We start from the raw sequence: 20,770 nt of genomic DNA, 5'->3' as shown, positions 1-20,770 counted from the left end.
TGATGTTTTAATTATATGTTTACATTTGTATACTTTCAAGATAAAGAGCATCCTACTAGGTAAGATGCTCTTATTGTTCTTATTATTTATCATGCCACATATACTTCTCACCAGTTGCTTCTTGTGCAATACGAACACCAACCGCAGCCCCTTGACCAGCAGCTATCATGGCCTGACTCGGAATACCAGTTAATAAACCAGTGATATAAAGGTTCGGAATGGAAGTGATTCCTTCCCAGTTAACACCAACCACCTTTTTTATCTTTCCGCTTTTGATGTTTTCATTTATCCCAATTTCAAATCCTAATTTTTCTAAAAGTTGTGTATTTACATTCGTTGCTACAATTACTCGTTTGGCTTGATAGGTTTCTTTATCTGTACTAACTATAAACATATCGCCTTCTTTTTGAATTCCTTCTACATTTTCTTGTTTTAGCTGGGCATAATCCTTTATCTGTTTTGTAAATTGTTCAAGTAGCTGATCACCAGAAAGACCAGGTGTTCCTAAGTAGTTTGATAAGGCAGATACTTTTTTAATTTGTGATGCAACTGTATCGAATACGACTGTTTTTAATCCAGCATGTCCCGTATATAACGCTGCGGAAAGACCACTAATACCACCGCCGACTATTGCTACATCTAATTTCATACTGTAAAAGCACATCCAATCTCTTGTTTTGTATAAAGGGTTCTTAATCCTTTTTATTTTTTTAATCTAGCATAAGGATAACATCTTTATACTGAAATTCAATGGACTCCATTTCAAATTTAGCATTTTGGAAAATGTAAGTGTATTTATTTACTCGTCTCCCTCCGGATAACCGGTGCTACTTCTGTCGCAAGAAGTTCAATTGCCTTTGCGACTTGTTTATATGGCATGCCGCCAATGTCCATTTGCGCGATAAAACGTTGATGACCAAATAATTCATATTGATAGAGTATTTTTTCAATGATTTCTTGTGGGCTTCCGACAAAAAGGCGATTAGATAGATGCTCAAAATCTGCGCGAGAGACGTTTGTATCAATTCCTTGCATCAGTTTCATAAGATAACCAAAGTAATTGACATAGGAAGAGTAGAATTCATCCTTCGCTTGCTGCGTAGTGTCAGCAATATAAGCATGTGTTGTGATACCCACTTTCAGCTGATCTAAGCTGTGCCCTGCTAACAGACCGGTTTTACGATAGAGTTCCACGAGTGGCTTAAAGTTATCCCCATTTCCGCTTAAAATAGCAATTGCCATGCCAGTACCAAGACGCCCTGCTCTTCTTGCACTTTCCGGTGTTCCCCCTACTCCAATCCAGATTGGAAGTTGCCCCCGCATAGGGCGCGGCGTAAGTTCTACATCTTGCAATGGTGACCGAAAGTTCCCATTCCATGTAATCCGTTCATTTTCATTCAGCTTTAACAATAGTTCAATTTTCTCTGCAAATAGCTCACTATAGTCAGCTAAGTCATAGCCAAAGAGCGGGAACGATTCAACGAAGGCACCGCGCCCTGCAAGTATTTCTGCACGTCCGTCAGATATAAGGTCAAGTGTCGCAAAGTCTTCGTATACACGGACAGGATCATTCGTACTAAGAACAGTCGTTGTCGTTGTTAACCGAATGTTTTTCGTCTGCTGGGCGATTGCGCCTAAGACAACGGCAGGTGAACTAACAGCAAAATCTGTACTATGATGCTCGCCAAGCCCAAATATATCAAGACCTGCTTCATCCGCTAGTTTTGCTGCTTCGATAATTTCTTTAATTCGTTGATGGGAGCTGACTCTTTTCCCTGTTTGTTTGTTTTGTATGACATCACCGAACGTATAAATACCGATTTCCATTCCTTTTTTGGTTGAAGCTTCTATGTTATTATTTTCATTCATTTTCTATTCCTCCTTGTAACTTTTAAAGATAATTAACTTTATTACTATTATTTATTAACTATACTATTTATAGTTATAAAGAACAATCCTTTCGTTTTAAAACTATAAAAAAAGTTTAGGTGAGCACCTAAACTTTTTAAGATTGCTATATCATTTTTTCTCCTAATACTCGAACCTTTTGCAGCCAATTCTTTTTCCTTTCTTCCGAAGCCATTTTCACAGATCCTAACGAAAGGACGCGTACGGGCTTTATGCCGCAAAAAGATAAAATATTATTTTTCATAATTTGGTGCCCAACATTTTTATAGACAAACGCATAATACCAAATCGGAGTATCCATTGTAACAAGGAGTCTTGCTGTTTTTCCGGTTAACAACTTGTCCCATAAGGATGAGTTTTTCCGGTACGAAAAAGCGAATCCCGGCAAAAATGTGCGGTCGATGAAGCCTTTTAACAACGCAGGCATCGTTCCCCACCATGTCGGATAAACAAATACGAGATGGTCAGCCCATTTTATTAGCTGCTGAGCTTGCACTAGGTCTGCTTCTAATTCTGTTCGCTTTTTATATCCATGTGCAAGATTAAGCTGAAACTGCATGTCGCCAAGAAAGAGCCGGTTTACCTCAGCCCCTTTTGAGCGAGCCGCTTCTTCATAAGTTTTTGCAATAGCCCCGCAATAAGAATCTGAATCGGGATGACCAAGAATGATAAGTATTTTTTTCATAAGCTTCCTCCAGGGTAGTGAATGATGAAAGTAGTATATAGAAAGTATACTAGTAGAGCAGCATTGATAGATTTAGCATTACTTCGTTACATATTTCGTCATCAACCTTGCAAATAAACATCAAATTTCTTGATTGCCAATCTACTCTTCACTTAATCACTTAAAATAACACCTTCAATTGGATAAGATTGAGGAATCTCGAATTCAAACGGATACCCTTTTTTTATAGAGGTGATGGGGCAAAAAATAGCTAACCCTACTTTTTTGTTATATTCTAGTGGTGAAAGAACGAGTGCGGGTCTTTTTCCTGATTGTTCGTGACCAGATTGAGGATTACATTGTAGCCAAACAAGATCACAACGACTGGGGACATAATTACTTACCACGTTTCACGACCTTGTGGTTCTCCTGTTTGGATTTCATGATGAAGAGTTTCATTTGTTATTTTCGATAAAAAAGAATCTAGTCTCTTTTGTTTTGGTTTCACAATAATAGTATCACCTTCTGCCACAAAATCCACTTCAGCACCCTCGTTCATTCCAACTTGCGCGAGGAGTGCTTTCGGTATCCTAACTCCTAAACTATTCCCCCATTTCTGAATATGTGACATCATTTCTCCTCCATTCTTTCGTATATACATCGGCTGTGATAATAGAATTTTTCTTAGAACTTAATACGATGGCTGACTACATACATATTTATTATAAAAGAAAGGGAATCGCATAACCAGAATAAATAGTATAGGTTGTTGCAATGTTAGAAACATATCTCCGCTTTCTCTAACTTTAAACCAAAGGGGGCCGCATTATGTTCATCAAGCAAGTCACGCTCTTTAGCTCTTTTCTAAAGGAAACGAAAGATTTCTACGCGGTGCATCTCGGATTTCCGTTATTGTCTGAAGATGATATAAGCTTTGAAGTTCAGGCGGGAGCAAGTAGGTTGAAATTCCAAACGTATGATGAGGAGGGCTCTCCCTTTTATCACTTTGCTTTTAACATTCCGAAAAATTTGTTTCATGCAGCAAAGGAATGGGCCAAGACGAGAGTTGTTTTAAATAAAGAAGATGGTGAGGACGAAGTGTACTTTCAATCTATCGATGCAAGTTCATTGTATTTTCAAGATCCTTCAGGAAATATAGTGGAACTCATTGCCAGACATTCTGTATCGCGCGCTTCTGAGAATTCTGTTTTCTCTGCAGAAGAAATTTTATCAGTAGGAGAAATTAGTACAACGACAAATGATGTGATAACTGTAGGAAAGCGTATGCTACAACTCGGTTTTCCAGTTATGCGGGATGAACCACTAGACGCAGACAACTTGAATTTTATCGGGGAGTATGAGGACGGAGCCTTTTTTCTTCTCGTTCCGCGTAAACGACGATGGTATTTTTCAAACCGCGAGTCTGAAATATACCCGGTTTCCATAGCATTAGATGACGGACGAATTATTAAACTAAATGAAAAAGGAGAAATGAATACATGAACACCAAAGAGGCTCGGCTCCTTGGTGTTCCGGGAAATCATCGATTCACAAATAAGTATTCTGTTTCGAATTGTTTAACCACTGATTCAAAAATATCCATTGCTGCGTTAAGTTGATCCTCAATAATAATGAGCGGCGGTGCGATGATGACGCTAGATTCATGAGAGTATGTGTAAAAGCCTTGTTCCGAGAGGAGGCTAACAAATTTACCCATAAGCCCCACTTTATCTTTTCCGTAATCCATTCCGTATGCGATAATCGGCTCTCTCGTTTCTTTGTCCTTCACAAGTTCTACAGCAGCAAATAAACCGATGGAGCGAACTTCACCAACCGAATCAAATTTTAGAAGTTTTTCTAACCGCGCTGCTAATACTTTCCCCATTTCTGCAGCATGTTCAATTAAATTTTCATCCTTATAAATATCAAGTGTCGCACAGCCGATTTGCGTGGAAACGGTATGACCACTATAGGTTAAACCGGTCATAAATACGTTATCATCAAAGTAGTTTGCTACTTTTTCACTTACAATGACGCCGCCAAGCGGACTATAGCCACATGTAACTCCTTTAGCAAAAGTCATCATATCTGGCTCAAAGTCATAATTCTGTACGGCGAACATTTTCCCTGTACGACCAAACCCTGTCATCACTTCATCACAAATCATAAGAATTCCGTACTGATCACAAAGCTCCCGAACTCCTTCTAAATAGCCTTTTGGCGGAATAATAACACCATTGCTACCTGGAATAGGCTCCATAAAGATGGCCGCAATCGTTTCCGGACCTTCGTATTGAATTTGGTTATGTAACCGGCTAATATAAAACTTTGTTGCATCCTCTTCACTAGCAAAATCAATCACTTCTCTGTATAAATACGGCGTATCGAATTTAATAAAGCCAGGAAGACCCGGTTCTACTGTGAAGCGGCGAGCCTCACCGGTTAAATTACCGGCACCAAATGTTGCGCCGTGATAAGAACGATAGCGGGAAAAAATTTTATAGCGCCCAGTTGCCATTCGGGCGATTTTGACAGCATGATCATTGGATTCGGCTCCCCCATTTGTGAAGAAAACCTTCGCCATATTACTTGGGGCTACTTCAATGATTTTTCTCGCTAATTCTGCTTTAGGTGCAGTGGCAAAGCCTGGTGCTGCAATAGGAATCTCGCCGATATGCTTAAACTCCTCAAGTAGTTTTGGATGCTGATGTCCTACATTTAAGTACACAAGCTGGGAACACATATCATAATATTTCTTGCCTTTTTCATCCCAGAAGAAAATCCCTTCCGCGTTTTTTATGATTTTTGGGTTCACATTCTTTTGCTTTGACCAGGAATGCATGACGTATTCTTTATCATCTTTCTTTATTTGTGTATCTTCAATCGGTTTCATTGCTTGTTCCCCCTTTAACAATTCTGAATTATTTGATAATTTAATCGTATCGCAATTATAGCCGCTTTGACAAGAACCACCTTTACAAAAAAGATTGTGCAACTGCACAATCTAAGGATGTATGTAACTCAAACATATCCTCGATCATAAAGGCTAGTGTTATATTTGTTTTAATAAATGTAGTGTTTACACTACATTCGAGTATCGATTCAATTTTTTTTATTTTATAAAGAACGGTATTCCGGTGGATATAGTTTCTTCGCCCTATTGTTGATGTATGCCCATCCTCTTCAATAAAAATGCGAAGAAAGGGAACGTAATCTGTTTGATGTAGTCTGTCATATCGATAGAGCGGTCCTAGAATTTCATGATGATATTCTTCTGCCATGTGCCGATACTGTAAATGTAGTAATAGTTTATAGGCACCCATCTTTTCATATGCATATATCGTCTGACTACAGCGATTTTGGCAAAGTTTAATTACGTGGCGTGCTTCTTGATAGCTGTTTTTTACATCCTTCAATTTCTCGTACACGTTACCAATCCCTAGTCTTACATCTCCTCTCTTTTGCTTCAACGATGCGATTAAAGATGTAAGGGGAACTTGATAAGTCTCTCGTTCCTTTACCATATAAATGATTTGATTTTCATATGAGATTGACAGAAAATGTTTATAACGCATGCGAATGCTCTCGTCTATAAGTGTGAGGACATTTGGTATGGAATCAATGCGTTGGTCGACGTTACAAACAATAACTCTAAAGCCGACATCAGAAGGAAAACCAAAATAAGCTCGCTTTGCTTCATACTCATCTAAATCAAGTTGATCTTGGAACAGAAGGCCGGTTAGAAATTGCTGATTGTCGCACTTTAGATTCTGTGCTGATGTTAAATAGGAGACGGTAATTTTAATAAAGTCAGCAATGCGATATCTCCAGGGCATTTCAAATATAGGAAATTGATGTTCATTTGCAAAATGCAGGATGTCTGAGGGAATACTAGGTATATAAGGACCTATATTTAAAACAATGCCTGCAGCTTTACAGTAAAAGGCTGATTTCACCATTTCAATCAGTTCTTCTGCGTTATGATTCATATTAATACCCGTGGTAACAATAAGTTCATGCGGCCTGATAAATTCTGCAAGATCCACACTTTCTGTAACATTCACTCCTGTAATGCAACGTTCTAATCCGGATTCTCCTGCAACGACTGAAATAGCTTGTAACGAAGGAAGACTGGCTATGTTTCGTAATGTCACCATGAAAATACCCATCTCTCCTTTCTATTCGATGATTAAAAAAAAGGCTGCTATATAAATAGATTACACGGAAATTCGTAAATAGCTTACCAGTTTGTAAGGAAATCTCACATAATCATTTTTTGAAAGATGTATGTGTAATGAGAAAAAGGGGATTAACAAGTCATTCCATCAGAGCAAATAACGTTTAGAGGATAATAAAAGATACAAAGACTACCAAACCATTTTTGGAGTTTGGTAGTCTTTGTGTTTAAAGCAATTCAATTTCTAACACAACTGGGCAATGGTCACTCCCCATGACTTCTGCATGAATTTGAACATCTTGAATATGTTCCTTCAACCGTTCGGAAGCAAGGAAATAATCGATGCGCCAGCCAATATTTCTTGCTCTTACTTGATTCATATAGGACCACCACGTGTAAACATCTGTCTTATCTGAATACAGATATCGATAGGTATCAATAAATCCGGATGCGAGGAGGTCTGTCATCTTTCCTCGTTCTTCAATTGTAAAACCAGAGTTTCCAATATTCGGTTTCGGATTTTTCAAATCAATTTCTTGATGTGCTACATTTAAATCCCCGCACAGAATGACAGGCTTACGCCCATCCAATTCGATGAGATAGCTGCGTATCTGATCTTCCCATCTCATTCTCACATCCAGGCGTGCCAGGTCGCGCTGTGAGTTAGGTGTATACACATTGACTAAGAAGAAGCTATCAAACTCTAAGGTAAGGATTCTTCCCTCCTGCTCGTCCTCTTCCATGCCAACACCATATCTCACATCTAGTGGTTTTTGCTTTGAAAAAACAGCAGTGCCCGAGTAACCTTTTTTCACTGCATAATTCCAATATTGATAGTAATTCTCTAAGTTTAAATCTATTTGTCCTGCTTGTAATTTTGTTTCTTGCACACAAAAAATATCTGCGTCCATGTTTTTAAAATATTCTAGAAATCCTTTTTTTACACAAGCGCGTAGGCCGTTTACATTCCACGAAATTAATTTCATAAAAAATGAATCTCCTTGTTGAAACAATGTTTTATCTATGGGCCAAGTTTTCTTTTTGTTCTTCGAACTGAAGCAACTGATAAATAGTTTCGATTGTTGGAACAGGAACATTTTGTTCTTTGGCAATCTTGATGACATAGCCAACTAGGGCTTCTAACTCCATTTTTTTCCCGTGCTCCAAGTCTTGTAGCATCGATGTTTTATGTTGTTTTACAGCTTGATTTGGATGAAACGTTTCCTTATTTTTTTCTAAATCAAACGTAATGCCAATGGATGCAGCAACATTTATATACTCACTTGTCATTTCATGTAAGATGGCATATAAATATGGACTATCCACCGCTTCTCCAACTGTCGTTCGCGTTAAGGCTGTAATGAGATTGTATCGGATATTCCAAAGTAACTTTTCCCATTTGGCTTTTTTCATATTTTCTTCAAGTGTAACGGCAACACCCGCTTTCGTAAATGCCGCTCGTAATTCGGAAAGAAACGATGAAGTCTGCTTGATCCAACTACCAATTGCAAGATCTCCCTTTGCTAGGTGCTGAATTCTACCTGCGCCTTCGTTGATAACAGACACAAAGGCGCAGCCGCCAATCACACGCTCCGCTCCGAACGTTTCAGCAAGTCGTTCTTCGTTACCAATGCCGTTTAATAGACATAGTATTTTCGTTTCACTTGCAAGAAGCTGCTCAATTTGCGGAAGAACACTCGTTAGAGAAGTAGATTTCACGGCTAGAAGAATCAAATCACAATCTCGAATTTCGCTAAGATGGGAAGAATCAATTGCATGAACTGCCATTGAATAATCTCCCCATACACTATGTACGAGTAAATCCTGTTCCTGCAAATGACGAAGCGTCTCTCCTCTTGCTACAAACGTTACATCTTCCCCAGCCTTTGCTAGTAAACTACCATAAAAACACCCGATTGCTCCTGCACCGATTACTACGATTTTCATAGTTTGGCCTCCTCACTTCTGCATTCTATTCTCGCTTGAATGCAGAAAGACATTCCTGACATATACATGATTTTCTAATCTTTTCTTCAGGTACTAGCTTAAAAATGTCCTCTGGAAACGATTCGTTGCTACACCAACAGGACCCATGTGCTTTTCCTTGTACATTTCCACAGCTATTACCCTTTCCGCAAATGGGACAAATGGCAGCACAATTAGACATTGTTTCGTTCATTTTCTTCCCCCCTCGTAGATTAGTATGTACAGTTATTGTACCACAAGGAACGAATATTAAATTTAACACAATATTTGAACATAAATAGTATAGGTAAAAAAGCAACGGAGTTAATTTCAGGTAGGCGAATCAAACTGCTCTCCTATTCCTTTACGTGTATCGATTGAACACTATGTAAAATCCATTATCAGTCCTACTAGAATAGGAGGAAGCTAGATTGTCCTCACGTGTAGAAATGCAAAATAGACCACAATTGCGGTCTATTTCGCATGCCAACTCTCCTCAATTCTAGATCATTTCATAATAGGAGAAACGACTTATAGATTCATTGAATCACGAAGCAACCAATCTGTAAGGTCTTTTACATTTTGAGAAGTTACTTCATGACCAGCATCATATGTTTTATAAGTGACATTACTTCCTTGATCAAGGAAATATTGTTTTGTTTCATCGCCAATGTGAATCGGGAAAACCGGATCCTGCTCACCATGTGAAATAAATACGGATGTATGTGCAACTGATTTTTTTTCGTATTCATTTCTCACAAATGATGGAATATATCCGCTTAGGGCAACAATTCCCTTTATTTCTTCTCCCAAGGTAAGTGCGAGTGACATTGACATAATAGACCCTTGGCTAAATCCGAGAAGATAACGTCGCTTAGGATCAATTGGATATTTTTCTGTAGCATATTGAATAAAATCCTGAAGGTTACGAACTGATTCATCAAAAATTGCTCTGTCCGGATTTCCAATGCTCTTAATAGTAAAGAAAGCAAATCCATTGCCTTGTGTAAGATGCCCTCGAATACTAATGATTATAAATTTGTCACTTACACCACCAAGCATAGATGGAAGATCTTTTTCATTTGATCCCATACCATGCATAGCGAAAATGACAGGATACTTTTGATCAGGATCATACTGTTCAGGATAAAGAATGTCATAGGTATATGAAGTTGTCATATTTAATCCTTCTTTCTGTGGTCTATTAACTTACTTTTATATATTAACTATAATACTAAAAGTAAAAATAAACAACCTTTTTTACCTTTTCAATATGAATTTTTAATAGATTCTAAATCAGGTGAATTGTAAATCGGTAATCCAGAGATATTGCCACAGTATTGTCCTTTCCGCTGTTAGCGGGATTTGATTCCGTAATTCCCCCTATCAAGTACCTCTTTTGCTCATTCGATAAAAAGCTCTAGCATATTAAATTTTATGTCAAAATTTGTTCAAACTTTCGTGTTTGAATTATCTGATAATAAATTGTATAATAGAAAAAAGCAAAGGAGTTGATTTCCAATGGAAAAGTACTTTCTTAATGCTCCACAACTCGATGAAAATATTACAGATGCTCAATTTGCTGAATTGTTGTTAGAAAAGGTTTTATTCGATGTTCGAAAATCGACACTTCTAGAGGAAATCGACCAGTCATTACTAGCGAAAAATAAAGATGAATTTTTCCGGTTAACAGAAGAGTTAAAACGTATTTCTTAACCCAATGTTTATATTGCCGCTGTAAGATTCTTTAATCATTTATATATGCTAAAAAAGCCCAATCTTTTAAAAATGGGCTTTTTTGTTTCGCTCACAAAAAACTACTTACAATCATAAACGCTTCATAATACCTTGTTCACTCATACGCCAGTCGTCCTGCTGAAGATACACACCACCTACCCACCAATCAATTCCTATTAACTCAAACCGATCTCGCTTTCTTTGTAAAACATCTAAACCGTACGAAGTTAATTTCATATTTGATTTTGACTCAGGATGGTTGTAAGTTGGAATTGGAACATCAACGTGCAGCAAAGGTTGGTTACCTTGTATGAGCTGATTTAGAATTGCAGCAAAGTGTAAATCACTTAAACCATCATAAATTCTTTGTTGACATATGTATTGAAACAACTGTGTAAATGAGCAAGTTCTAGTATTAACAAAGGATAGTGCTAAATATTCCACCTCATTTAATCCTGTGTGTATAGATGGAAAATAACTTAAATGAGTCTGCATTGCTTGTTTCAAGAAAGGGAGTTGACCCTTAGAAGTAGCAATCCAATTTTCAATATTACTAGGATTCGGTGAGGTATAAGCCGTCCATCCTGTAATTGCTTCATGTATTTGATCAGACGAGATTGGTTGCTTTTTATCGTGAAAAAGGTCACCTAATTGGGAAGAAGATAATTGTCCTAAACCATAAAAAGGTACAATACTTGGATAATGATTCACGCTTACCATTGAAAGATTATGAAATCCTTTTCTTGATAATTCATGAAGTAAAAACATGAACATCGTTTGATCATATCTATCATGCTCAAACCAAAGCGTTATCTCTGTTGATCTCGGCAAATCATTAAGCAGCTGATTTTGATTTTTACAATTTGCAATAAATATTGTTGCTGGAATACCTAATTTTTTCTCAAAAAAAATTGCGCGACGGATCATAAACTCTTCTGTCGAGCTATCTTTTGTTAGTGGACCAAAATCATACATTTCTCTCCAAACGATAACATCACCGTCAAGATCCTTTATTTTCTTGCCAACTTCATCCCCATTTACAATATGAATCATTTAGTCACCTTCTCATGTATATTTTTTTGAGATAAGACTTTATTTGTTTTTTACGGAGTATATGAACAATGATATAGTATTAGTAGAGTATAAATCTAGGATTCGTACATAAATAAGGGGGAGAAATCTAAATGGTACAAATTAACACTATATCGCTCATAGGTCTTGGAGCAATCGGCTGTGCATATGGCAGTCAATTATTGAAACGGCATCAAGGTACAATCCGAGTAATTGCTGAACAAGAGCGTGCAGCGCGGTATCAAGAAAAGGGAATTTTTGTGAATGGTGAAAAATATGATTTTACATATGTAAATCCAACAGAGATTGTCGAACCTGCCGATTTAATTATTGTATCGGTTAAAGCAAATCAATTAACACAAGCTATCAAAGACATAAAAAACCACGTGGGAGAACAAACTATTATCCTTTCCTTATTAAATGGAATTACAAGCGAGGAAGCAATTGGAAAAGTATACGGTATGGAGAAAATGCTTTATTCCATGTGTATTGCAATTGATGCCAATCGCGCGGACAATCATACTCGCTTTTCAAATTTAGGAACCATTGTGTTTGGCGAAAAAGAAAATATACATTATACGAAAAAGGTAAAAGCAGTAAAAGAATTATTTGATCAAACAGATATTACCTATGAAATTCCAGAAGATATGCTTCGATCTCTTTGGTATAAATTTATGATTAACGTAGGGATCAACCAATGTTCTGCGGTGTTACGAGGACGCTACGGCATTTTTCAAACAATTGATGAAGCCAAACAGCTGATGGAAATGACGATGTGGGAGGTAATTCACGTTGCGAATAAAGCTGGTGTGGGTCTATCAGGCGATGATATTACAAGATGGTATGATGTGTTAAACCAGTTAAATCCAACAAGTCGTACTTCTATGCTTGAAGACGTGGAATTAGGCAGAATAACAGAGGTTGACACTTTTGCTGGGGTGATTTGTGAATTAGGGAAAAAATACGGATTGGAAACTCCTGTAAATCAAACGCTCTATTCCATCATTAAAGCAAATGAAGCGATGCAAAACGCACCTTTTGCGAAGACATTGGTATAATCCTTTAATATTTTATTATAACAAGTACCATTGATATATTCGATACATAGTTCTGTTAAACATTCGTGTTGATTAATTTTAGCAAAAGAAAAAGGCCAAGTTTTTGGTCCTTTTGTATGTATAGATCGTTCTTTGAATTCTCTTTATTTGTATTCATTCGGATTAAGTCTTTCTAAATAAAACTCCAAAACGCAGAGATACTTCCATTGCTTCTAAGATGTTTCTTATATTTTAGTAGCTTGACGTACAGGTAATTGGGAAGCTGGATCGCTTCAATAACCTCTGTCTCGAACTCTTCTGGGTTTTGCTACAAATGTTTTCGTCCTTTGAGCACTAATAATACGTAAGACTGCCGCGAGCTGGTTTCACGAACAGTAAGTACATTTTCAGCATCTATCTCAGCTTCAATATGAGAATCCTTCGAAGATTCACACATGGTTCAGTAGACGATAACTCCCAGTGCACAGCATGTTGCTACGTAATAGAAAAAAGAGTGACTCGTTGTCCAATACTCTTAAGCCGAATATCGGGCGACGTCCGATTCGGTCAGGTAGCATGCCTACGAGCTGTTGAATCACAACGAATATAAGAAAGTGTAAATATGATATTATGTCCCCCATTATTTTACTTGTGCATGTTTTATTTTTGCTAGCTGAATGAAATTTTCATCGCGTTTATTTAATTCCGCTTCTACAGATACTTTGTCATAGTTGTATATTCCGTTTCCTGTCTTTACACCTAGGTTATTTTGTTCGACAAGATGACATATTAGCTCTGGAGCACCTTCATCCTTTGCTAACTCTGGAGAAAGGTTATCTAATACTCGCTTCCAAGTATCAAGGCCGCCGTAGTCAGCTGTTTCTAATGGACCAATAAATGCCCAACGAAATCCTGGACCACTTTTTATTACTGTATCGATGTCTGCAGCATCTGCGACACCACTATACAGTAAATGCAGCGCTTCCCGCAAAAGTGCAGCTTGTAATCGATTGGCAATAAATCCGGGCACTTCTTTTTTTAATAATACTGGCGTTTTTCCAATGCTCGTAATAAATTGCATCGTCGTATCTACTACATGCTGTGCGGTTGTTTCGTGTTTCACTATTTCAACGAGCGGTACTAAATGTGCAGGGTTAAAAAAATGAGCGATGATGAATCGGCTTGGAACTTTTGCGTATGTAATAAGTTGAGATAATGGTAATGTAGAAGTGTTCGAAGCGATGATGGTATCTTCATTTACCATAGTTTCTAAGCTTTTGTATAAATCCCATTTCAGTTCAATTACTTCAGGAATTGCTTCAATAATGATATCAGCGTCCTTCACACTTTCTTGTAAGTGAATCGTTGTGTAAATACGTTGTAATATTTCATCTTTTTCCCCAGAATTGATTAGTTCTTGTTTAACGTAAATGTCTAAGTTATTTTGAATAGAAGCCGTAGCTTTTTGTATAAACTCTTCTTTTAGATCGTATAAATGAACATCATTTCCAGCTATTGCACAAGCTTGTGCAATGCCATGTCCCATAATTCCTGCTCCGATGACAGTTATCCGTTTTTTCATATAATAATCCTCCCCATTACTAGATAATAGTGTTGAATATTTAGAACAAATAACCAACCATAACAAAATTATACATAAAAATTAATATTATTGGAAATAATAAATTTTTATGTATTTGATAGAGATTAAAGTTAAATTAAATTTTCATCTTGAATACTTGTCATATATAAGGCACAATACACACATTTGAGAAAGTAGGAATCTATAAACAATAGCAACGAGAAGACCCCCACTTCAGAGAAAATAACAAAAGTGGGGGAATTTATTTAACAGTACGAAGCTTTCCTGCGTCTTTAATCATAACTGATACATTAACCGAAATAGAATCCTCATTCAAAGGGAGTATTCCATTTTTACTTAATTTTTTCCAGAGCTTATTGTTTTTTTTATGCAATATTTCATTTAATTGATAGATGTCCGCATTCATGGTGATTGCTTTAACATAGGTATGCAGTATTTCCTCTTTTATTTTTGCAGCAGCGCTATCGCGTATAAGCACTTCATCTGCACTCTGATCTAATTCATTGATAATTCCGCTAACTTTAACGTTAATGGTAAAGTGAACATTCTCTCCGTTCATACTCGGCTTAATCTTAACTTTATTTTTCTCCATAACAACTTTCGCAATAGCTTTGCCATCTTTCTCAATCGAAAGACCGTTTCGTTTTGACTTTTCTGTCATCCATCGATATCCTGCTACTTCATTACCGGTTAGTGAACCAATTAAATTTTGTTTTGTTACCAAAGACATGCCATCTAGTTGAATGGCTGACAGTTTTTTATGATCTTCCCCCCATGTGTCTCCTTTTGTTAAACTTACTTTCGGAAGGACTCCAGAATTTCCTGGTTGTTGAAGCGCAATTAAAAACTCACGCATTTTGACTGGTAAAATGAAAGAGTTTTGCTTGAAGCTATTTGTGGGCTCTGCCAATTTATTAAGTGCTGAAGTAATTTGTACTGGCTGATAAGAACTTAATACTTGTTTAATATCTTCTTCGGTACTATACATATATATGCGATAGCGTGTCTCACGATAACGGTCCATTAAGTCCAATACTTTATCCAATCCTTGGTTTTCAAGTGCAGACTTAGACAGTAGCAAAAATTTCAAATGTCCCCAAAAGAGGCGAATTTGCGTTGAATTGTACAACTTAAACATAGCTTCATCTATATCCTTTCCGGTACTGTGACCAATTTCAATCTTTTCTTTACTAATTGTACCTCCACTCTCTGATTTTGCTAGACTTCCTATGTTTAAAAGTTGTACATACACAACGTACTTGCCATCTTTATAATCAACACCTAGTCCATGTAAATAAGCCATTCGCTCTGGCTCAACTGAATCCCAGCATCCACTAAGAAGAGGACAAAGAATGAAAAATAACAGAATAATCCTTTCTCTTTTCATCTTTTCTTGCCTCCTGAGCGAGTTTTATCCTTTGGAGTAAGAGCATGTGGACGTTGATTATTTGCTTTAGCTGGTAAACGAAATATAGCGTGCAAAATATTTAATACATTTATACGTGTAGCAATTTCAAGAAAGGGAACCCCAAATGTCCGGATTCGTGCCATATATAATAAAATGCAGAAAAGAGCTGTAAAAAACCCTGGGAGTCCAAACATACCAGAAAGGAAAAGAACAAAGAAGCGCAACAAAGTGACCGTGCCAATAAGTGCTTGGTTAGAAAGAGTAAATGTAGCAACAGTGGAAGCTCCAATAATGACGAGCATTGATGCGCTTGTCAATCCAGCGCGAATGGCGGCGTCACCGATAATTAATCCACCAACAACACTTAAAGTCTGGCCAACTGGAAGTGGCAATCTCATCCCCGCTTCTCGGAATAATTCAAATAGAAGCATCATTAAAAAAGCTTCTAATACACTTGGAAGCGGAATTCCCCTTCTTGATTCTACTACAGTGGCAAGCAAGGTGAATGGAATTTGATTTTGGTGGAAGGACGTTAGTGCCACCCAAAATCCGGGTAAAAATGTGGAAATAATTAACCCTATAACTCGCATCAATCGTTCAAAGGAATTATATATATATGTATTCTCTGTGTCTTCTCCTGTCTTAAGTAAAAAAAATAAATTAGCAGGCGCAATAATTGCATAGGCAACCCCGTCAATAAGGATAGAAAAACGGCCACTAAGCAACGAGTCAACAATAAAATCAGGACGACCTGTGTATTGACCTCGTGGAAAAATATTGTAAGGATCATCATCAAAAAGTTCCTTTAGTTGATTTCCACTGAAAATACCATCTATATTAACAGATTGTAGTTTTTTTCTAATTTCTTTAAGAATTGTTTGATCCGCAATATCATTAATATAAAAAATGCCTACCTTCGTTTTGGACCGTTTGCCAATTTCAAGGTATTCTATGCATAGAGAATTAGTTCGTAATCGCTTACGAATTAATGCTACATTCGTCGTAAGATCTTCAATAAAATTATCCCTTGGTCCTTGTACAGTCACTTCTGTTTTGGTTTCTTCTGGTTTTCGATTTGGAACGCTCGATATGTCAACAGAAAATATTACATTAGATTCTTCTATTAATATTACAAGCTTTCCAGAAAACACATTACTGATAATTTGTTCTTTATTTTCAACCCATGTTAATCCAGAAACAGGGAAATTCTCTTGAATCACTTCCTGTGTAATGATTTTATATTCCTCTATAAAATTTTTTAATCTTACAAAAATAATAGAGTCGATCATTTCTGTCTTAACCATTCCTTGGCAAAAGGAGAATAGGATTGTGTACCCTGATAAAGAAATATGCTGGAATGTAACATCTCCACATTTTTGAAATAAAGATCGGAATGTTTTATCATCCATTGGTTGATTTTCCTCCTCTAAGTCGAGTAAGCAAAACGATTATTCCAAGCAAAATAGAGATTCCAATAAAAATATAAGCAGTCGTAGGAAGGAGTATGGTAATGAGAAGTTTATAAAATACAGAATCACTCATGGGAATGAAACCTACACTTGTCATTAGTAGGAATGCACCAAATAATGTCCATTTTTTTATTTTTTTGTTCTTTATATTCATAAGCTCTATCATAATGAGTAGAAGTAAAGAAGTGCGAATATAGGCGCCAGAAAACCATTGATAAATGGATAAAAAATCAAAATGTTCGATGAATTGACCAAGCTGAACAAGCCCCCATTCTTCATAAGCTGGATGCCGTTGTTTTGCAGCTTCTACGGGTCCAAATTCGGCAATGGCTGCAACTAGAGGACCCATTGTTAAAAATCCGAGTAGCATAACATTAATAAAGAAATCACGATAGCGAAAAGGTCTTTCAACTTTTTGTTGTAGGAATAGAAAAAAAAGAAGTTCTGCCATTGCTGCAATTTGGTATATACTTGCCTTCAAAACAGGTGAAAATCCATTTTCTAATATCGGAAGAAGTAACGAATAGTCTTTTACCTGTATATTAACCGTAGCAACAAAAAATCCGAATACTAAGACCATCGTCAATAGAAAAAAATTTATAATTGCCATCGTCCGTAGACCGAATGCTGCAGTAACCGTACAGAGGGCTCCAAAAACTATTGTGCCTACCCATTCCGGTGTTGTTGGTAAAAAGTCAATTCTTACCCATGTTATAGTTTCTCGTATCGCAAAGGAAGCAAGCAAAATCAAATATATACAAATTACAATTATGATGACCGCCGTAAAGAATATGCCTATATGCTGTTTTAACCAAATCGTCAAATGTTGTTTTTTTGTTTCTTTATGAATAGAAATCAATAAAATACACCATATACTTATGACAATAACGGAGAATAATACGGAAATCCATCCATCACGACCAGCAGTCTGTAGTAAAGGTGGAATAATCGTGACATGCGTTTTAAAGCCTATAGCCATCATCGCTAAGTATGAAAGTTGAAAGACGGTGATGCTATCAGAATTTTTCAATATGATCCTCCCTTAACTCATCATTATCTTGAGTATAATATTTCCCATATTACGAAAAGGTATGCAATGTCACTTATCATGCATCTAGAATTTAAATAGTTTTTAAAATAAAAACTAGAACGAAAAAATCGTCCTAGCTAGTCTAATGTCTTGTATCTCTATTCGATTTTATTTTGTTCCCTATGTAAATAAGAAACGACAATCTGTTTTAACCACTCTTCTAAACCCATCTTCTCTTCTTCTGCAGCTTCTTTCATGCGTTGTTTTATTGTTTTTTCAACATAAAATGAAACAGGTTCGATATCACTTTCAATATATACACTATTACTTCGAACAGATACTGTACCTTCTTTAATGTGCTTAGCTAAAAACTCAATTTCAGTTTGATGCTCTCGAAGATCAATTTCTAAGGTTAACGGTTTTACTTCTACATGAAGCATTTGATCGTGTTCTTCAATTTTCACATTTGCTGTGCCTCCGAACTGATAAAGCCATTCAATGATTGTATACGCAGCAGCCTGTACAAATTGAGGCTTTCGGAAGCTGAAGCGTGCCTGCCCTCGTTTCGTACTGTGACGCTTTTTTTCTATTATATATGTCGGCCGAAACCCGCGAGAAAATAGCTCTTCTACTGGAAACATATCTTCTCGATCAGTAACCACTTTTCCAGTATTATGTTGTAATAACATAATACGTGCTTGTTCATTTGTCGTCTCATGATAAAACGACTGATACAAAAATACTTCGTACCCTTCAATCATTGCAGATAGCTGTCGTTTCTCCAATCGACGATGGATAAGTGAAGGTAATTCTTCTAGAATACGAGATGCCTCATTTTCAGAAATAAAATACGTGTTTCTTCCATTATATATCGTTTTTTCAGCAACAACTGTTCCTTCTTGAATCCATTTGGAAACAGTTGAGTGAGATACCCCGGCTTGATTTGCAACTTCTTGTATCGTGAGTCCTGGTTTTTTCATGGATTGCACAATATGTGTTACCTCTTCTTCGTAAAACATTTTCGTCCCATCTTTACGCCAGTTATCTTTGTAAACAGAAGAAAGCTTTCCCTCCTTTTCATATCGATAAATAGTTGCTTCTGTTACTCCAAGCATAGTTGCTGCTTCCTTCGTTGTTACTTTTGGCTTATCATCAAATAATACATCTTCAGGCATTTGGTATTCTCCTTTATTTATAATGCTACTTATAATTAAGTATAAAATAATATACTAGTTTTATATAAAAATATTTCCAATACTAGTTCATGATAACATATATATATTATTTTTAATAACAATTTATATAAAATGATATATATACGTACAACATGTAAGAATAGACGATTATTACATATTATACATACTTATTAAGTAACATTATCTATAAAGTGATAATAAAATATATGTTATACTAACTATAAATGATTCATATTAGTTGCACATATAATATATAAAGGAGAATTGTTATGAGTATCATAGAGTTTCCTTTAAATTTACCATTACATAACGTCATGACTTCTCTATCAAAGCAAATAAAAAGCACCTTGCTTTCGAGCCAATATATTCCTATGCTCGTAGAAAAGATGGAAGATGCTGAAAAGGAGGAGAAAGACCGTTTTTCATATTTTCAGGATATAGAAATCATTTATTACTTCATTCACCAAGAAAAAGATATGAACGCATCAAAAAATAGAAAAGAAACAACGAAAAAAAGCTATTTTAATGAAATCTTAACGTTTTGTCAAACATTGGTTACTCATGCGGAGGAATTTGAAATACGCGGAGATGTAGTTGCAAAGAAAGAATCTCTTTTAAAAGCTATTGAACCGTGGAATGTAAGAAGATACGGAGAATACTTACGATGTGCTCCCTTAGGGAAACGAAAGGGAGAACCATATAAGCCCGCAAGTTTAGCAAAGAAAACGACGATTATCAAATCATTTCTTTCCTTTTTATATGAGTCCCATTATATCGAAAAGCCACTTCATCACGAAGTAAAACGAAGTAGTGTTCGTAGCGAAGATCGTCCTAACCGAGATTTAACACTTGTTGAAATGGAACAAATTTTAAGTTTTTACCGTACGCGTAGTCATATTGTCAATTACACCATCTTATTATTACTAGCTACAACAGGACTTCGTATTCGCGAAGTTACATCCGCGAAGATGAAGGATATTCATTACTTAGAAGGGCACTATTGGTTAACTGTAGTGGGTAAACGAAATAAAGAAAGACAAGCATATATTTCTCCGATGCTTTTCCGTTCTATTACGGAATTTCGAAAAAACAGAGGATTTCAAACGGAGATTGGTACGGGTGATGAATCACCGCTTCTCCTGACTATTCGAGGAAACGCGTATAACCCGAATCAGCTTTCCAATCAAGTGACGAAGATGGTACAAGATACAGCCTTACCTTTCTTAGCACATCGGGAAAATCCGATTACCCCGCACACATTTCGCCATCTATTTGCAATCACTGCAGCAGCCAGAGGTGTTGAAATTACAAAAATTCAGCGAACGCTCGGACATGATTCTATATATACGACACAAATTTATCTAGAAAAGTATTTAAAACGTCAGGATAATGCAGCACTAAGCTTCGCAGATGACTTACGGTAAAATTCCTATCAAATAGAAAAAGTCCCTTTAAGGGACTTTTTCTATTTAATTATCTAGCTATCCCCGTCTTTAGTTTACATA

General features: G+C 36.5%; 21 protein-coding genes. 4 read left to right on the top strand and 17 right to left on the bottom strand.

What is annotated here, in order from left to right; translation table 11 throughout:
• Positions 1–82: 82 nt before the first annotated feature.
• The 5 genes from ACAN53_RS06405 to ACAN53_RS06385 all read right to left on the bottom strand — a co-directional run bounded on the left by ACAN53_RS06405 (position 83) and on the right by ACAN53_RS06385 (position 3,203).
• Positions 83–649 (bottom strand): NAD(P)/FAD-dependent oxidoreductase, encoded by a 567-nt coding sequence (locus ACAN53_RS06405; RefSeq protein WP_379968189.1) that lies wholly within the window; start codon positions 647–649, stop codon positions 83–85.
• Positions 650–795: 146 nt separating this feature from the next.
• Positions 796–1,869 (bottom strand): LLM class flavin-dependent oxidoreductase, encoded by a 1,074-nt coding sequence (locus ACAN53_RS06400; RefSeq protein ID WP_379968187.1) that lies wholly within the window; start codon positions 1,867–1,869, stop codon positions 796–798.
• A gap of 145 nt (positions 1,870–2,014) precedes the next feature.
• The gene (locus ACAN53_RS06395) at positions 2,015–2,593 is read right to left on the bottom strand and encodes an NAD(P)H-dependent oxidoreductase (protein WP_379968185.1); all 579 of its coding nucleotides are present in this window, start codon (positions 2,591–2,593) and stop codon (positions 2,015–2,017) included.
• 152 nt (positions 2,594–2,745) lie between these two features.
• A complete protein-coding gene (locus tag ACAN53_RS06390; RefSeq protein WP_379968183.1) occupies positions 2,746–2,979 on the bottom strand; it encodes a type II toxin-antitoxin system PemK/MazF family toxin in 234 nt (77 codons plus the stop codon).
• On the bottom strand, positions 2,973–3,203 hold the full coding sequence (locus ACAN53_RS06385) for an AbrB/MazE/SpoVT family DNA-binding domain-containing protein (protein ID WP_379968181.1): 231 nt from the start codon (positions 3,201–3,203) through the stop codon (positions 2,973–2,975). The genes ACAN53_RS06390 and ACAN53_RS06385 overlap by 7 nt, the downstream gene beginning before the upstream one ends.
• Positions 3,204–3,400: 197 nt before the next feature.
• Between ACAN53_RS06385 and ACAN53_RS06380 the strand changes: the two genes are divergently transcribed.
• Positions 3,401–4,075 carry a VOC family protein gene (locus tag ACAN53_RS06380; RefSeq protein ID WP_379968179.1) on the top strand — a complete coding sequence of 225 codons (675 nt, stop codon included), beginning with the start codon at positions 3,401–3,403 and terminating at the stop codon, positions 4,073–4,075.
• A 37-nt stretch (positions 4,076–4,112) separates the two neighbouring features.
• Here the strand turns inward: ACAN53_RS06380 and ACAN53_RS06375 are convergent, their stop codons facing one another.
• The 6 genes from ACAN53_RS06375 to ACAN53_RS06350 all read right to left on the bottom strand — a co-directional run bounded on the left by ACAN53_RS06375 (position 4,113) and on the right by ACAN53_RS06350 (position 9,893).
• Positions 4,113–5,465, bottom strand: coding sequence for an aminotransferase class III-fold pyridoxal phosphate-dependent enzyme (locus ACAN53_RS06375; protein ID WP_379968177.1), 1,353 nt, complete (start codon positions 5,463–5,465; stop codon positions 4,113–4,115).
• Positions 5,466–5,547: 82 nt separating this feature from the next.
• Positions 5,548–6,729: a PucR family transcriptional regulator gene (locus ACAN53_RS06370; protein WP_379968175.1), complete on the bottom strand. Its 1,182-nt coding sequence runs from the start codon at positions 6,727–6,729 to the stop codon at positions 5,548–5,550.
• 247 nt (positions 6,730–6,976) lie between these two features.
• The gene (locus ACAN53_RS06365) at positions 6,977–7,735 is read right to left on the bottom strand and encodes an exodeoxyribonuclease III (protein ID WP_379968173.1); all 759 of its coding nucleotides are present in this window, start codon (positions 7,733–7,735) and stop codon (positions 6,977–6,979) included.
• Between the two features lie 31 nt (positions 7,736–7,766).
• Entirely contained in the window at positions 7,767–8,696 is a 930-nt protein-coding gene (locus ACAN53_RS06360) for a ketopantoate reductase family protein (protein ID WP_379968171.1), read from the bottom strand.
• A gap of 25 nt (positions 8,697–8,721) precedes the next feature.
• Entirely contained in the window at positions 8,722–8,928 is a 207-nt protein-coding gene (locus ACAN53_RS06355; RefSeq protein ID WP_379968169.1) for a cysteine-rich CWC family protein, read from the bottom strand.
• Positions 8,929–9,245: 317 nt separating this feature from the next.
• A complete protein-coding gene (locus ACAN53_RS06350) occupies positions 9,246–9,893 on the bottom strand; it encodes an alpha/beta hydrolase (RefSeq protein WP_379968167.1) in 648 nt (215 codons plus the stop codon).
• 342 nt (positions 9,894–10,235) lie between these two features.
• Here ACAN53_RS06350 and ACAN53_RS06345 point away from each other — a divergent pair, with 342 nt between their 5' ends.
• Positions 10,236–10,430, top strand: coding sequence for an IDEAL domain-containing protein (locus ACAN53_RS06345; RefSeq protein WP_379968165.1), 195 nt, complete (start codon positions 10,236–10,238; stop codon positions 10,428–10,430).
• A gap of 111 nt (positions 10,431–10,541) precedes the next feature.
• Here ACAN53_RS06345 and ACAN53_RS06340 read toward each other — a convergent pair whose 3' ends face one another.
• Positions 10,542–11,504, bottom strand: a complete 963-nt coding sequence (locus ACAN53_RS06340) for a DUF1835 domain-containing protein (protein WP_379968163.1) — start codon at positions 11,502–11,504, stop codon at positions 10,542–10,544.
• 131 nt (positions 11,505–11,635) lie between these two features.
• Between ACAN53_RS06340 and ACAN53_RS06335 the strand changes: the two genes are divergently transcribed.
• Positions 11,636–12,580 carry a ketopantoate reductase family protein gene (locus tag ACAN53_RS06335; protein WP_379968161.1) on the top strand — a complete coding sequence of 315 codons (945 nt, stop codon included), beginning with the start codon at positions 11,636–11,638 and terminating at the stop codon, positions 12,578–12,580.
• Between the two features lie 619 nt (positions 12,581–13,199).
• Here the strand turns inward: ACAN53_RS06335 and ACAN53_RS06330 are convergent.
• From ACAN53_RS06330 to ACAN53_RS06310, 5 genes are all read right to left on the bottom strand, one after another.
• Positions 13,200–14,141, bottom strand: coding sequence for a 3-hydroxyacyl-CoA dehydrogenase family protein (locus tag ACAN53_RS06330; protein ID WP_379968159.1), 942 nt, complete (start codon positions 14,139–14,141; stop codon positions 13,200–13,202).
• A gap of 262 nt (positions 14,142–14,403) precedes the next feature.
• Positions 14,404–15,549, bottom strand: coding sequence for a Ger(x)C family spore germination protein (locus ACAN53_RS06325; RefSeq protein ID WP_379968157.1), 1,146 nt, complete (start codon positions 15,547–15,549; stop codon positions 14,404–14,406).
• Complete coding sequence (locus tag ACAN53_RS06320; RefSeq protein ID WP_379968155.1) at positions 15,546–16,979, bottom strand: spore germination protein; 1,434 nt, start codon at positions 16,977–16,979, stop codon at positions 15,546–15,548. The genes ACAN53_RS06325 and ACAN53_RS06320 overlap by 4 nt, the downstream gene beginning before the upstream one ends.
• Entirely contained in the window at positions 16,972–18,069 is a 1,098-nt protein-coding gene (locus tag ACAN53_RS06315) for an endospore germination permease (protein ID WP_379968153.1), read from the bottom strand. Before ACAN53_RS06315 ends, ACAN53_RS06320 begins: the two co-directional genes overlap by 8 nt.
• A gap of 158 nt (positions 18,070–18,227) precedes the next feature.
• Entirely contained in the window at positions 18,228–19,244 is a 1,017-nt protein-coding gene (locus ACAN53_RS06310; RefSeq protein WP_379968151.1) for a MerR family DNA-binding transcriptional regulator, read from the bottom strand.
• Between the two features lie 290 nt (positions 19,245–19,534).
• Here ACAN53_RS06310 and ACAN53_RS06305 point away from each other — a divergent pair, with 290 nt between their 5' ends.
• Positions 19,535–20,689, top strand: a complete 1,155-nt coding sequence (locus tag ACAN53_RS06305; RefSeq protein ID WP_379968149.1) for a tyrosine-type recombinase/integrase — start codon at positions 19,535–19,537, stop codon at positions 20,687–20,689.
• Positions 20,690–20,770 lie beyond the last annotated feature (81 nt).

It is taken from the genome of Ectobacillus soli (genome assembly GCF_042610425.1).
Classification (GTDB): Bacteria; Bacillota; Bacilli; order Bacillales; family Bacillaceae_G; genus Ectobacillus.
Note: the sequence above shows the minus strand (reverse complement) of the source record. Positions and strands in the feature narration are given on the sequence as shown.